The organism is Maribacter sedimenticola (assembly GCF_900188415.1).
GTDB lineage: Bacteria > Bacteroidota > Bacteroidia > Flavobacteriales > Flavobacteriaceae > Maribacter > Maribacter sedimenticola.
In genome coordinates, this window is sequence record NZ_FZNV01000003.1 from 595,989 (window position 1) to 609,336 (window position 13,348).

General features: G+C 38.5%; 14 protein-coding genes. 7 read left to right on the plus strand and 7 right to left on the minus strand.

Annotated elements, in window-relative coordinates:
- Nucleotides 1-6: 6 nt before the first annotated feature.
- The 6 genes from CHB68_RS11920 to CHB68_RS11945 all read right to left on the minus strand — a co-directional run bounded on the left by CHB68_RS11920 (nt 7) and on the right by CHB68_RS11945 (nt 4,973).
- Nucleotides 7-978, minus strand: a complete 972-nt coding sequence (locus CHB68_RS11920) for a transporter family protein (RefSeq protein WP_089261096.1) — start codon at nt 976-978, stop codon at nt 7-9.
- Between the two features lie 3 nt (nt 979-981).
- Entirely contained in the window at nt 982-2,019 is a 1,038-nt protein-coding gene (locus CHB68_RS11925; RefSeq protein ID WP_089261097.1) for a cytochrome-c peroxidase, read from the minus strand.
- Nucleotides 2,020-2,069: 50 nt separating this feature from the next.
- Nucleotides 2,070-2,873, minus strand: coding sequence for an MbnP family protein (locus CHB68_RS11930; RefSeq protein WP_089261098.1), 804 nt, complete (start codon nt 2,871-2,873; stop codon nt 2,070-2,072).
- A gap of 207 nt (nt 2,874-3,080) precedes the next feature.
- Nucleotides 3,081-3,452: a hypothetical protein gene (locus CHB68_RS11935; protein ID WP_143815202.1), complete on the minus strand. Its 372-nt coding sequence runs from the start codon at nt 3,450-3,452 to the stop codon at nt 3,081-3,083.
- A 98-nt stretch (nt 3,453-3,550) separates the two neighbouring features.
- Entirely contained in the window at nt 3,551-4,222 is a 672-nt protein-coding gene (gene rsmI / locus CHB68_RS11940) for a 16S rRNA (cytidine(1402)-2'-O)-methyltransferase (RefSeq protein ID WP_089261100.1), read from the minus strand.
- Between the two features lie 61 nt (nt 4,223-4,283).
- Nucleotides 4,284-4,973, minus strand: coding sequence for a hypothetical protein (locus CHB68_RS11945; protein ID WP_089261101.1), 690 nt, complete (start codon nt 4,971-4,973; stop codon nt 4,284-4,286).
- 105 nt (nt 4,974-5,078) lie between these two features.
- On the opposite strand from CHB68_RS11945, the gene CHB68_RS11950 reads away from it, so the two are divergent.
- The 7 genes from CHB68_RS11950 (at nt 5,079) to arfB (ending at nt 12,513) form a co-directional block, all read left to right on the plus strand.
- Nucleotides 5,079-5,723 carry a thymidine kinase gene (locus CHB68_RS11950; RefSeq protein ID WP_089261102.1) on the plus strand — a complete coding sequence of 215 codons (645 nt, stop codon included), beginning with the start codon at nt 5,079-5,081 and terminating at the stop codon, nt 5,721-5,723.
- Nucleotides 5,716-6,825 (plus strand): alanine racemase, encoded by a 1,110-nt coding sequence (alr, locus tag CHB68_RS11955; RefSeq protein ID WP_089261103.1) that lies wholly within the window; start codon nt 5,716-5,718, stop codon nt 6,823-6,825. The genes CHB68_RS11950 and alr overlap by 8 nt, the downstream gene beginning before the upstream one ends.
- Before the next feature lie 79 nt (nt 6,826-6,904).
- Nucleotides 6,905-7,312: a large conductance mechanosensitive channel protein MscL gene (mscL, locus tag CHB68_RS11960; RefSeq protein ID WP_089261104.1), complete on the plus strand. Its 408-nt coding sequence runs from the start codon at nt 6,905-6,907 to the stop codon at nt 7,310-7,312.
- Nucleotides 7,313-7,548: 236 nt separating this feature from the next.
- The gene (locus tag CHB68_RS11965) at nt 7,549-8,538 is read left to right on the plus strand and encodes an aspartate-semialdehyde dehydrogenase (RefSeq protein WP_089261105.1); all 990 of its coding nucleotides are present in this window, start codon (nt 7,549-7,551) and stop codon (nt 8,536-8,538) included.
- A gap of 85 nt (nt 8,539-8,623) precedes the next feature.
- Nucleotides 8,624-10,780, plus strand: coding sequence for a prolyl oligopeptidase family serine peptidase (locus CHB68_RS11970; RefSeq protein WP_089261106.1), 2,157 nt, complete (start codon nt 8,624-8,626; stop codon nt 10,778-10,780).
- Nucleotides 10,781-10,867: 87 nt separating this feature from the next.
- The gene (locus CHB68_RS11975; protein WP_089261107.1) at nt 10,868-11,857 is read left to right on the plus strand and encodes an ABC transporter ATP-binding protein; all 990 of its coding nucleotides are present in this window, start codon (nt 10,868-10,870) and stop codon (nt 11,855-11,857) included.
- 254 nt (nt 11,858-12,111) lie between these two features.
- Nucleotides 12,112-12,513 (plus strand): alternative ribosome rescue aminoacyl-tRNA hydrolase ArfB, encoded by a 402-nt coding sequence (arfB, locus tag CHB68_RS11980; protein ID WP_089261108.1) that lies wholly within the window; start codon nt 12,112-12,114, stop codon nt 12,511-12,513.
- Here the strand turns inward: arfB and CHB68_RS11985 are convergent.
- Nucleotides 12,510-13,346 carry a fumarylacetoacetate hydrolase family protein gene (locus CHB68_RS11985; RefSeq protein WP_089261109.1) on the minus strand — a complete coding sequence of 279 codons (837 nt, stop codon included), beginning with the start codon at nt 13,344-13,346 and terminating at the stop codon, nt 12,510-12,512. The two genes, arfB and CHB68_RS11985, sit on opposite strands and share 4 nt — an antisense overlap.
- Between the last annotated feature and the right edge of the window lie 2 nt (nt 13,347-13,348).

Below are 13,348 nucleotides of genomic sequence, written 5' to 3' on the forward strand. Positions count from 1 at the left end.
GCTTCTTCATATATTAATGTTTAAATATAAGGAAACCCTATTTTTTACTTCCACCTTTCCGTTATTTAAGTTTTGGGATATTGGCAACATGCTTGAGATACCAAATGAATACCTCTTGTAATTCGTTTCAAAACCCAATCGGGCAAAATAAACTTCGCCACCTGTATCTGATACCTTTAAACCAAATTCCTTGTTCTCGGAAAAAATTTCGCTTCCCAGTCCTACTTGCGGTGTAAGTGAAATTGTATTGGACACATAGTAGGTCTTATAGGTGTTTAGTGTTAAATTCCATTGATTTCCAAATTGATAATTTGTACTATTTTCTGTCTTGAGCGTATAATTTACTGATGCGGACAGACCCCAATTTCTATGTACCACCCCATAATTTGTGGCAAAAAGATAATCCCAACTACCCGTACCTAATTGAAAACTTGGGTTTACGGTGCCTTCAATATTTGCAGCATCAAAACTTCCCGTGGGCACCTTGACCCCGCCACCAATCTGTAAAGTGTGTTCCGCTCCTATGGAGACCAAACTATCCGGAGTTTGGCTAAGTAATAGATAATACGCCAATACCGTAGCATCACCAACACCTTCAATACGTTGTTCGGTATTATCCGCAAAGGTCCTATTATGAAAATGATAAGGTAAAAGAGCATTTAACAATACCCGTTTACTCACCGGGAATTTACCCCAGGCCTGTACCGTATTGAAGTTTTCGTTGATCCAAGGCGAATTATCAAAAATACCATCTCTTGAACGATACTTCTGACCTATATATCTCAACCCTATGAAATTATTGTTCAACCCTGTGCCAAAACCCATGCTACCACCATTACCCCCGCAGCCACAGGTGTCGCAGAAATATTCAAAATCGGTATTTTTCCAAATACAATCAGATTCTACTTCTAGCAAATCATTTGCTTTGGCACTAAATAGTCCCCCAAGCAAAAACATATATATTATAATCTTGTTCATTTTTTAATATTCTGAAAATCGTTCGTCATTTATAAAAGTCTCATCTGTCAATAGTTCAAAGAAGGCCAATAGCCCTTCTTTTTCCGCATCGCTTAATGCTATTCCAAGTCCGTTATCAGTTCTTAAAGAATCATCCAATGTTTCTGAATCTACCACGCCATTGGCATAAAAATTCAGTACGGATTCTAGGCTACCGAACCTACCATCGTGCATGTAAGGAGCCGTTAGCGCTACATTACGTAAACTGGGCACTTTAAACTTGTAATTATCATTAACACTACCGCTAACCTCAGCCCTACCAACATCGTTCAGTTGAGGATTGGGTGGCAAGCCATTGTTTCTAAAACTACCATCGGTAAATAGATCAGTGGCATGGCAAGTGGTACACTTTTGTTGAAAAACCGATAAACCATATGCTTCAACTTCGGTTAATTCGCCGCCCTCTTCATTCCGTACAAATTTGTCATACTTAGAATTTGAGGAAATCATCATGACCATAAACTGGGATAAGGCCTTTAAAAAATTCTCGGCGTTTACACCACCTTCTTCAAAAGCATTCTCAAACTGTTGCTGATATTCACTGTCCGCTATGAGTTTATTGATGACTCCCGTCATGGTCTCCCCCATTTCTACCTCATTGGTTATAGGTATGATTGGAAAAAGGTCTAAATGCGATGTAGCGCCATCCCAAGCAAATTCATTAAAAAATGCCATGTTAGAAATGGTAGGCGTATTTCTTGTGCCTTCCAAATCATCTACACCGTGACTGAATTGATGACCGTGGTGGGTGAATGCAAAATTTTGCTCATGGCAGAACCCGCACGAGATAAAACCGTTAGAAGAGAGATTACCATCATAGAATAATTTCTTACCCAACTCAAAACCTAATTGTGTTGGCGGGTTGGCTTCTATATCATAAACCAAATCAGGAAAATTCTCAGGAACTTCTACGGTCAACAAGGTATTCTCCAATGGTAGATATTCCTCATTATTACAGGACACCAAACACACCGACAGTAATACCCAAAATAGATATTTCATCTTTTTTAATTTTTAAACAGGGCCGCTAAAATTAAGCGACCCCTATGTGTTTAATGTGAATGTCCTGTACCGTTATGAACGTGGTCTACCGTAAACATACTTGCCGTATTTAAGGCCACCAATGGCGACTTTTCTTCGCTAACCATAATTACCGACTGTTCAGAAAGTGATAATTTATGCGCTCCGTCTAAAATAGCATTGGCATCTGCCACTAGGTGAACAATGGGAGACATTTCATCACTTACCAAAGCATCTGTACCCAGGCTTAGGGTAACTTCCTTATAATTATCCAAGCTTGAACCATGACTACCCATATGCACTTTAAAATCTGTTGTTTCGGTCACGGTTTCCGAAGTAAACGTTCCTTCGAAATTCAAAAACTTATAGCCTGCCTGCCATGACCACATCATATTGGTCTCTTCGGCTACGGTTAAAAAATCGCCCTGGCCTTCAGCACCTTGAAGGTACTTTTCTTGATCTACACCCACACCAAAAGTGATAGATACATAGGTTCCCGCAGGTATATTCTCTAACACTACCTCTGTATTACCGGTTTCTTCACTGGTAACAAAGTAGCTGTCATCTTTTTCATAAGTAAAGGTTTCACCTTGATCATTGGTTAAACGAAAATTACTGACAATATAATTGAGCCTTGTAATTGTCAATGTTTCATTTTGGGAATTGGTATAGCTAGATGTCGCCAGTAAAAGATCGTCCGATCCCACACTGTTATCAAACTCAAGTGTTACACTGTTCTCGCCAATTAACTCCGTAGCAGTATCATCATCGCTGCTACAACTAACAAATACGGTTAATACTAAGGTTAGTGCTAAAATTTTATATATAGATTTCATCTGTTGATATATTATTATGAATGCAGAAGCCATATAAAATTGGCTTGTTACATTCTTGTCATTGTAATGGTTTCACCTTATGCACAGGCATAAGTTGTTTTTAAATAAAATAATTGATCAGTTACCCCCGACTTCCGAATTTGAGCCGTGGTAAAAGCACATAGCTGGGCATCACTTCAAATAAGCTTGCCTAATCTACAATGCTATTTAGGAGATGAAATTGGGTGGACGAAAAACAGGTGATATAAACTGTTGTTCGTTCAAGTTAGGATGCATTGAAACCAAAGCTGTTTTGATCAATACACTTTCAAAATCAACATCAAGAATATTTACAAAGCCAATAGGATATTCGCGAAGATCGGCAGATGGTATATCTTGATGATCTTTTTCTTGTTGTTCTTTGATCATTTGTGCCAAGTAACATTTACCATCACAATTAAGCATGGGCTTGTCTTTATTGATACACAGTACTTCAGCAATATAATCTTTATTTAACACATACTCTAACACAGGCAATACCGGCTTTACCATTGCAGTGAGGTAAAGAAGAATAAAGGTATATGTGAGAGTTTTATTCATGCTAAACTGGAGTAAAGGTAATTCTCATTTTGAAAATTTCTTATTTATTTCTCCAATTTAACACTTACTTTCTTTATTTTGAATGATTTGAATCACTCCTATTTATTCCCCCCAACAATAATAACTATTTCACCTTTTGGCGGTTTTTCCGTAAAATGTTTTAAAACTTCTTCGGCAGTACCACGAACGGTTTCTTCGTACAACTTAGTTAATTCCCTTGATACGGAAACCGGTCTTTCCGCCCCAAAAAATTCAACAAAATTTCCTAATGTCTTTAAAAGTTTATGTGGAGATTCATAAAAGATAATGGTGCGCGGTTCATCTGCCAATAACTTTAAACGTGTTTGCCTACCCTTCTTTACCGGAAGAAATCCTTCAAAAACAAATTTATCATTTGGCAAACCACTGTTGACCAATGCGGGTACAAAAGCCGTGGCTCCTGGCAAGCATTCTACCTCAACATCTGCTTCAACACAGGCACGGGTCAATAAGAATCCGGGGTCTGAAATTGCCGGCGTGCCAGCATCGGAAATCAATGCAATATGCTCACCACCTTTTAATTTTCCCACTAAATAATCGACCATTTTATGCTCATTGTGCATATGGTGACTTTTCATTGGCGTAGCAATTTCAAAATGTTGCAAGAGCTTTCCACTGGTACGGGTATCTTCTGCAAGAATAAGATCCACCTCCTTAAGAACACGTATGGCCCTTAGGGTCATATCTTCCAAATTACCTATTGGTGTAGGCACTAAATACAGTTTTCCCATCTACTTTAAAGTAAAACACCCAACACAAGTGCCGGGTGTGTACAGTGATTCAATAATATTTTTAAGCAAATCTACGTGATACCAATTCTAAAAATCGCTCTTCAAAAGGTTCCTTGCCCTCCCAATTGTTATAATCGGGTTTTACCATGTTTTGTATAAAAGCAATAGATCGCTCTTCAGTATCTATGGTATTTAATTGGGATAGTACACGGTTGTAGTCTTCCATATTATTATTGAACAAATGTTTTACAAATGCCAAACGGTCATTAAGATCTACCTTGACATTGCTTTTTCCCAAACGATCGTTCAGTGACTTAGGTGCCAACTCTTTTTTCTGCAAGTCTTCATTTGAAGGCATAAAAAGCTCCTTATCGTTTTTCATATAATTGGGCTTTGACATAAAATCTGCCAAAACATCCTCTAACTCCCCATTACTGGGCATTTCTGACACCATATCCTTTATGGTATCCATGCCGGGAATCATGATATCTTCCTCATGTGGATTGTTTTCAGGAACCGATTTGTTGGAATCCAATACGGCATTGGCCAATTCTTCAAACTTGGCGGCAATGGCGTTTTTGGAGACATTTACTTCCATGTCATTAAGTTCCACTTCTATAAACTTAAGGACGGCCAATTTTTCATAAAGTGATCGGGACTTTTCATAAAGCCCTGCAATATCATCGAGATCATCTGCCGTAAGAATATCGGTAGATAATTTCCTTAACTCCTTTTTCAACTTATTTTTCATCTCACAATTTTTTATGTCAAGACCAAGAAGGCGGCTTTTTTTAATAACTTTATCCTCGTTTAACTAATAAACGAAAAACCCCTTATTTTCGTCTAAAATTACAAAATGTTTCTTGAAAACACAGTGAATCCGAAAGAACAATTCGGATGGATAGAAGTCATTGCCGGGTCCATGTTTTCTGGAAAGACAGAAGAATTGATCAGAAGGCTAAAGCGTGCCCAATTTGCCAAGCTAAAGGTTGAAATCTTTAAGCCTATGGTAGATACACGTTATGATGACGAAATGGTTGTCTCCCATGATGCAAACGAAATTCGTTCTACACCGGTACCAGCTGCCGCAAATATTAGGATTCTTGCAGATACCTGTGATGTTATCGGAATAGATGAGGCTCAGTTCTTCGATGACGAAATCGTTACGGTTTGCAATGACCTGGCCAATAAAGGGGTCAGAGTTATCGTGGCCGGACTGGATATGGACTTTAAAGGTAAACCTTTTGGTCCAATGCCCGCTTTAATGGCAACTGCAGAATATGTTACCAAAGTACATGCCATATGCACGCGTACCGGTAATTTGGCCAATTATAGTTTTAGAAAATCCAGCAATGACAACTTGGTTATGCTGGGTGAAGTAGATGAATATGAACCTTTAAGCCGTGGGGCATTCTATAAGGCAAAACTTAAGGAAAGTGTAAAGTCGTTAGAGGTCAAATCGCAAGAAATCAAAGTCCCAAAACAGCATAAAAATGGCTAAAGCAACAGAAACGGTTTTAGAGATCGATTTGAACGCATTAGTGCACAATTACCGTTATCTACGCTCACGCATAAGGCCAGAAACCAAATTCATGGCTGTCGTCAAGGCCTACGGTTATGGGAGCGATGCCCAAGAAATAGCCATGTGCCTACAACAGGCTCAAGTGGACTATTTTGCAGTAGCTTATGTAAATGAAGGTATAGCACTTAGAAAAGCAGGTATAACCATTCCTATTTTGGTGCTTCACCCCCAAAAAGTACACTTTAAAACGCTGATTGAACATAATTTGGAACCCAGCATTTACTCCCACGCCATTTTAGAACAATTTATTAGAACGGCACAAGAACTGGGCAAATTAGCTTATCCAATTCATTTGAAATTTAATACCGGTTTAAACAGATTAGGTTTTACTTATGCGGATTTACCAAAAATTTATACCGCTACAGAGGCACAACATGCTATAAAGGTCAAGGCTATTTTATCTCATTTGGCCGCAACGGAAGACCGTAATGAAACCGAGTATACCCAATTACAATTAAATCGATTTGAAGCCATTTGCAATAAGGCCGAAACATTATTTGGCTATAAACTAATCAAACATGTACTAAATACCTCTGGCATTATTAATTACCCAAACGCGCAATTGGATATGGTACGTAGCGGTATTGGCCTTTACGGATACGGAAACGATGCAACTATAGATGCGGATTTAATACCCGTGGTAACATTAAAGACCATAATAGCCCAGAAACATACTATTCCGGCAGGAGAGTCCGTAGGTTATAATCGAAAGTATGTATCCAAAAAACCAACTGTCACCGCCACCTTGCCCCTAGGCCATGCGGATGGTATAGGTAGGCAATACGGCCAAGGCAATACTTTTGTTCTTATTAATGGCCAATTAGCGCCAATAGTGGGAAATGTTTGTATGGACATGATTATGGTAGATGTTACCGAAATTGAATGTGAGGAAGGCGATGAAGTCATAATTTTTGGGAAGAAACTGCCGGCCACGGAATTTTCTGGTACCGCGGATACTATTTCCTATGAACTATTGACCGGAATATCCCAACGTATACCACGTGTTATATACAAGAATTAATTTAACATTATTTTAAGGATTGAAAATTTTTAGTACCTTGCCGTAGTTTAATATTAACCATTAATAAAACACTAGAAACATGTTAAAAGAATTTAAGGAGTTTATTATGACGGGTAACGTCATAGATTTAGCCGTAGCCGTATTACTTGCCGGCGCTATGGGATTAGTTGTTAGCGGGTTCGTTAGCGACGTTATGATGCCAATTGTTGGTCATTTTAGCGGTGGTCTTGATTTTGCCGATATGAAAGTTGTATTGGACGAAGCAGTTGTTGCTGCCGATGGTACGGTTACTAAACCAGAAAATGCCATTCTTTACGGAAAATGGATCAATGCGATCATCAACTTGGTTATCGTTGGTTTTGTATTGTTCATGATTGTAAAAGCTTACAATAAGACCAAAACTCCTCCTGCTCCAGTAGAAGAGGCTCCAGCTGGTCCTACTGCCGAAGAATTATTGGCAGAGATTAGAGATGCTTTAAAAAAGTAATTTAAAACATACCCTTTCTAAGGGAACCGTTGCACTGCAACAAATTTTAACTTAAACCGTCAACGCTGTTTCGCTAACAACGTTGACGGTTCTTTTTTTAAATCAATACCATATATACAACATAATGAAATGTTATAAATTAAACATTTTGTTATATTTTGATTAATCTTTGTGTTTTTGCTTGTAGAGGTAGAAGTATTAGTTATTTTTGCCGCATAATTTATAATGTATAAAAAATGAAAGTAGCTGTAATCGGTGCCACAGGTATGGTTGGCGAAGTAATGCTTAAAGTCTTGGCAGAACGTAATTTTCCGTTGACCGAATTGTTGTTGGTAGCGTCTGAACGTTCCGTAGGTAAAAAAATGAACTTTCAAGGTAAGGAATATACCGTTATCGGGCTAGCGGATGCAGTAGCGGCAAAACCAAATATCGCCATATTTTCAGCAGGTGGAGACACCTCTTTGGAATGGGCTCCAAAATTTGCGGAAGTAGGTACAACAGTGGTAGACAATTCTTCTGCCTGGAGAATGGACCCTACAAAAAAGTTGATCGTACCAGAAATCAATGCTCATGAATTAACGGCACAAGATAAGATTATAGCCAATCCTAATTGCTCTACCATTCAATTGGTTATGTGCCTTCATCCATTACACCAAAAATACCATATGAAGCGTGTAATCGTTTCCACATACCAATCCGTTTCCGGTACGGGTGTCAAAGCTGTAAAACAGTTAGAAAATGAGGTTGCCGGTGTACAAGGGGAAATGGCCTATCCTTATCCTATTGGAAGAAATGCCCTCCCTCATTGCGATGTCTTTTTAGAGAACGGTTATACAAAAGAAGAAATGAAATTGGCCAGGGAACCGCAAAAGATATTAGATGACCGCACGTTTTCAGTAAGTGCAACTGCAGTACGTATTCCTACCGCAGGAGGACATTCAGAGTCTGTCAACGTAGAGTTTGAAAATGATTTTGATCTAAATGAAGTACGTCAACTTTTAAATGATATGCCCGGTGTAACGGTACAGGATAATCCAGACACAAACACCTACCCAATGCCTATCTATGCGCATGATAAGGACGAGGTGTTCGTAGGACGCATACGTAGAGATGAGACCCAACGTAATACATTGAATATGTGGATAGTTGCAGACAACCTAAGAAAAGGTGCCGCAACAAATGCCGTTCAAATTTCAGAATATTTAGTAGAAAAAGGTTTGGTCTAAACCTTATTAACAGAACGTTAAAACCTTCAAAACATATATGTTTTGGAGGTTTTTTTATCTTAATTTAGTAGAAACTCAACTACTAATGAAAATAATACTACCCGGTCTTTTGACCCTTATTTTAATTTCTTCATGTAAAAATGAAGCCAAACCACAACCTATTATCGTGAATTACCCCACCACTGCAAAAGTAGATACTACGGACACCTATTTTGGAACTGAAGTAAAAGACCCTTATCGTTGGTTAGAAGATGATAGAAGCCCAGAGACAGAGTCTTGGGTAAAAGACCAGAACAAAACAACTTTTGGCTATTTGGAACAAATTCCATTTAGGGAAGATTTAAAAAAAAGACTGGAAAAATTATGGAACTATGAGAAGTTAGGTTCTCCTAGAAAAAGGGGAGATTATACCTATTTTTATAAAAATGACGGATTGCAGAACCAATATGTAGTCTACAGGGAAAAAGATGACGAGGAGCCAGAAGTTTTTCTTGATCCCAATACATTTTCAGAAGATGGGACCACTTCACTGGCAGGGTTGACCTTTACCAAGGATGGCTCTTTGGCAACCTATTTAATTTCAGAAGGAGGAAGCGATTGGCGCAAGGCAATCGTTATGAATGCCATAACTAAGGAAATTATTGAGGATACTCTTGTAGATATCAAATTTAGTGGTATTTCCTGGCGTGGTAACGACGGTTTCTATTATTCCAGCTATGATAAGCCCAAAGGAAGTGAACTCTCCGCAAAAACTGACCAGCACAAGGTTTATTACCATAAACTAGGCACTTCACAACAGACGGATAAATTAATATTTGGTGGAACACCTTTGGAAAAACACAGATATATAGGGGCAAGCGTTACAGATGACAATAAATATTTGATTATTAGCGCATCTGTATCCACTTCTGGCAACAAGCTGTTCATCCAAGACTTGGAAGACCCTAATGCACTGTTGATTCCTATTGTAGAGGATACCTCTTCTGACAACTATGTTATTGACAATGTGGGCTCAAAGCTTTATATCGTAACCGATAGAAATGCACCCAATAAAAAAATTGTCACCGTAGATGCCAATAATCCACAGGAGGAGCATTGGGAAGATTTTATCCCTGAAACAGAAAACGTACTTAGTCCCAGTACGGGAGGTGGCTACTTCTTTGCAGAATATATGGTAGATGCAATTTCAAAAGTTTTTCAATATGATTATGACGGTAAACTTTTACGGGAGGTAAAGTTGCCGGGATTAGGTTCCGCAAGTGGTTTTGGCGGAGAAAAAGAAGATAAGGAGTTCTATTTTTCGTTTACGAACTACAATACGCCCGGATCAACCTATAAGTATGATGTTGAAAGCGGTTCATATGAACTTTATTGGAAACCTGAAATAGATTTTAATCCAGAGGACTATGAGTCTAAACAAGTGTTCTACGATTCTAAGGACGGCACCAAGATTCCTATGATGATCACCTATAAAAAAGGTCTGGAACTTAATGGTAAAAACCCAACGATATTATATGGTTATGGCGGATTCAATGTAAGTTTAACCCCCTCTTTCAGCATTACAAATGCCGTCTGGATGGAGCAAGGAGGTGTTTATGCGGTTCCTAATTTACGAGGCGGTGGAGAATACGGTAAAAAATGGCATAATGCGGGTATCAAGACTAAAAAACAGAATGTATTCAATGACTTCATTGCCGCAGCGGAATACCTTATTGCCAACAAGTATACATCAAAGGATTACTTGGCCATAAGGGGCGGATCCAATGGTGGTTTGTTGGTCGGTGCAACCATGACACAAAGACCGGATTTAATGCAAGTGGCATTGCCTGCTGTTGGTGTTATGGATATGTTACGCTACCACACATTTACCGCCGGCGCAGGCTGGGCCTATGACTATGGTACGGCAGAAGACAATAAAGAAATGTTTGAATATCTAAAGGGTTATTCACCCGTACACAATGTAAAGGCCGGTACTGAATATCCTGCTACATTGGTAACCACAGGTGATCATGATGATAGGGTAGTACCCGCCCATAGTTTTAAATTTGCGGCAGAATTACAGGAAAAACAAACAGGAACAAACCCTACCTTGATCCGTATTGAAACCAATGCTGGTCACGGAGCAGGCACTCCGGTAAGCAAAACCATTGAACAATATGCCGATATTTATGGCTTTACCTTGTTCAATATGGGATACACCGAACTGCCGAACAAAAGTGTACTTAAAGATTTTAAAGAGTAAGTTTTTTTCTAGGAATCAATAAAATATTGAAAAATCCGTTTCAAATAGAAGCGGATTTTTCAATTTTGCACATCAAAGATCAAATACATGCTACGAGTAGAAAATCTTTCCTTTTCCTATGATGAATTAGAGGTACTTTCATCCATAGATATCCGTATACAACGTGGAGAACATGTTGCCATTATTGGGGAGAGTGGTTGTGGTAAGAGCACATTGCTCAAACTTATATATGGTCTAATGGATCTGGAGCATGGTGAAATATTTTGGGAAGATGAGCAGATTCTTGGACCTGCCTATAATTTGGTGCCAGGCGCACCTTTTATGAAATATCTTTCCCAGGACTTTGATCTGATGCCCTTCATTACTGTGGCAGAAAACATTAGTCAATATTTATCCGTTTTTTATCCTGATGAGCTCAAACAAAGAACACAGGAACTTTTGGAATTGATAGAGCTTACGGATTTTGCGAATAAAAAAGTAAAGACCTTAAGCGGTGGGCAACAACAACGTGTAGCCTTGGCAAGGGTATTGGCACAAAAGCCAGAAGTTTTGTTATTGGATGAACCTTTTGGACATATTGACAATTTTCTAAAAAACAGCTTACGACGGAATATTTTCAATTACTTAAAGGAAAATAGGATTACAACTATCGTTGCTACCCATGATGTGCACGACGTTTTGCCGTTTGCAGACCGCGCCGTTGTTCTTCGTAATAAAGAAATTATAGCTAGGGCCAGACCTATGGAACTTTACCGCAATCCAAAGTCTCTCTATGTAGCTTCTTTATTTAGTGAGGCCAGTATGATCGCTATAGACGTGCTGAAAACCTACGCAAACACAAAACGAAAAATTATTGTATATGCCCATGAATTTAGGGTGTCACCATCTTCAGGGTTACAGGTTACCGTAGAAAAAGCATACCCCATGGGAAGCCATTATTTAACCGAAAGCAAGAACGAAGATGGAGAAACCGTTTTCTTCAATGCAGAACAATTACTACCCAAAGGCAAAGTGGTCTATTTAAATGTTGCCATTGAAACCATAAACCAGCGAATTCAAGAAGCCACAACGATTTAATATTTAAGACCACATCTACTATTTAATACGTTTTGTTGTTGTAAAGCGCTATTTTTCAATGCAATGCGTTAGTGTCCTGAATATTAAATTTATCCCATGAAAAAATTACACTTTGTATTGGCCTTGGTTGTTTTTGCAATGCTGCTTTTACCACTGTTATAGACCATAAAAAGTCTTTGAGATATACTACTGTTCCTATTTTTCAATGAAATTTAGGAACATTGGTTTTTATGTACTTTTGTGAAAATTAAATTGTGGACCAAAATCAAATTCTTACCGAAATACAATACAAGGCTATAAGAAGTGGTGGTCCGGGTGGACAACATGCCAACAAAGTTTCTTCAAAAATTGAACTTACATTTAATTTAAACGCTTCCGCCGGATTAACGGATAAGGAGAAAAAAAGAATTTTACTTAAACTAAAGAGTAGATTAACCAATGATGGCTTGTTAATTTTACAATGCGATAAAACTAGAAGCCAGCATAAGAACAAGGAATTGGTTTTAAAGCGTTTTATTAAATTGTTGAACAGTACTTTAACCATTCCAAAACCCCGGAAAAAAAGTAAACCCACAAGATCTTCAATTGAAAAAAGACTAAAAAGCAAAAAAATAGCTTCGCTCAAAAAAGAACAAAGGAGCAAGCCCACATATTAACCTACCGTATTTACCAAACTTCCTATTCCATCAATTGAAATAATTACCTCATCACCGATAGCCAGCGTAAATTCGGTTGGGGGAATAATACCCGTACCGGTCATCAATATACTTCCGTTTGGAAATGAACATTCCCTATATAGATATGCTACGATATCACCTAATTCTCGCTTTATCTGATCTATTCCAATTTCCTTTTTGAATACGATTGTACCTGCCCTTTTGATTATTAATCCAATTTGGGTGTTTTTAGGTAGCGGGTCATAGCTTAACAATACACAAGGACCTAATGCAGCACACCCATCATACGTTTTTGCTTGGGGCAGGTACAAAGGATTTTCGCCCTCAATACTTCTAGAGCTCATGTCATTACCTATAGTATATCCAATTACTTTGCCTGTGGATGTAATGACCAAACTCAATTCCGGTTCTGGCACATTCCAAGTTGAATCTTTCCTTATTCTCACAGTACCCCCGTTACCTACGGTACGGTGGGCCGTTGCCTTAAAGAACAGTTCTGGCCGGTCCGCTTCATATACCCGGGCATAAAAACTACTTCCACCAGACTCCTTGGATTCTTCTTCCCTACCTAGTTTACTGTTATAATAGGTTACTCCACTTGCCCATATTTCTTGACTTTTAACCGGTGCCTTCAATTGGTTGAGCAGGATAGCATTCACCTCGTTAATCTTATTGCCTTCGTTCAGTTTTGAACGGGTATTGGCAATTATATGATCATCGTTTATAAACGAATCCCAATTTTCTTGTTCAAGTAAATGAAACATGGCATTTTCCTCGACCAATATTCCTTTTTGTGTATGATATACCTTCATTT

What these genes read in the sequence shown, in the direction of transcription:
- CHB68_RS11920 (WP_089261096.1), bottom strand. Translation starts at nt 978, where the DNA reads ATGAACAAGATTATAATATATATGTTTTTGCTTGGGGGACTATTTAGT.
- CHB68_RS11925 (WP_089261097.1), bottom strand. Translation starts at nt 2,019, where the DNA reads ATGAAATATCTATTTTGGGTATTACTGTCGGTGTGTTTGGTGTCCTGT.
- CHB68_RS11930 (WP_089261098.1), bottom strand. Translation starts at nt 2,873, where the DNA reads ATGAAATCTATATATAAAATTTTAGCACTAACCTTAGTATTAACCGTA.
- CHB68_RS11935 (WP_143815202.1), bottom strand. Translation starts at nt 3,452, where the DNA reads ATGAATAAAACTCTCACATATACCTTTATTCTTCTTTACCTCACTGCA.
- rsmI (WP_089261100.1), bottom strand. Translation starts at nt 4,222, where the DNA reads ATGGGAAAACTGTATTTAGTGCCTACACCAATAGGTAATTTGGAAGAT.
- CHB68_RS11945 (WP_089261101.1), bottom strand. Translation starts at nt 4,973, where the DNA reads ATGAAAAATAAGTTGAAAAAGGAGTTAAGGAAATTATCTACCGATATT.
- CHB68_RS11950 (WP_089261102.1), top strand. Translation starts at nt 5,079, where the DNA reads ATGTTTCTTGAAAACACAGTGAATCCGAAAGAACAATTCGGATGGATA.
- alr (WP_089261103.1), top strand. Translation starts at nt 5,716, where the DNA reads ATGGCTAAAGCAACAGAAACGGTTTTAGAGATCGATTTGAACGCATTA.
- mscL (WP_089261104.1), top strand. Translation starts at nt 6,905, where the DNA reads ATGTTAAAAGAATTTAAGGAGTTTATTATGACGGGTAACGTCATAGAT.
- CHB68_RS11965 (WP_089261105.1), top strand. Translation starts at nt 7,549, where the DNA reads ATGAAAGTAGCTGTAATCGGTGCCACAGGTATGGTTGGCGAAGTAATG.
- CHB68_RS11970 (WP_089261106.1), top strand. Translation starts at nt 8,624, where the DNA reads ATGAAAATAATACTACCCGGTCTTTTGACCCTTATTTTAATTTCTTCA.
- CHB68_RS11975 (WP_089261107.1), top strand. Translation starts at nt 10,868, where the DNA reads ATGCTACGAGTAGAAAATCTTTCCTTTTCCTATGATGAATTAGAGGTA.
- CHB68_RS11985 (WP_089261109.1), bottom strand. Translation starts at nt 13,346, where the DNA reads ATGAAGGTATATCATACACAAAAAGGAATATTGGTCGAGGAAAATGCC.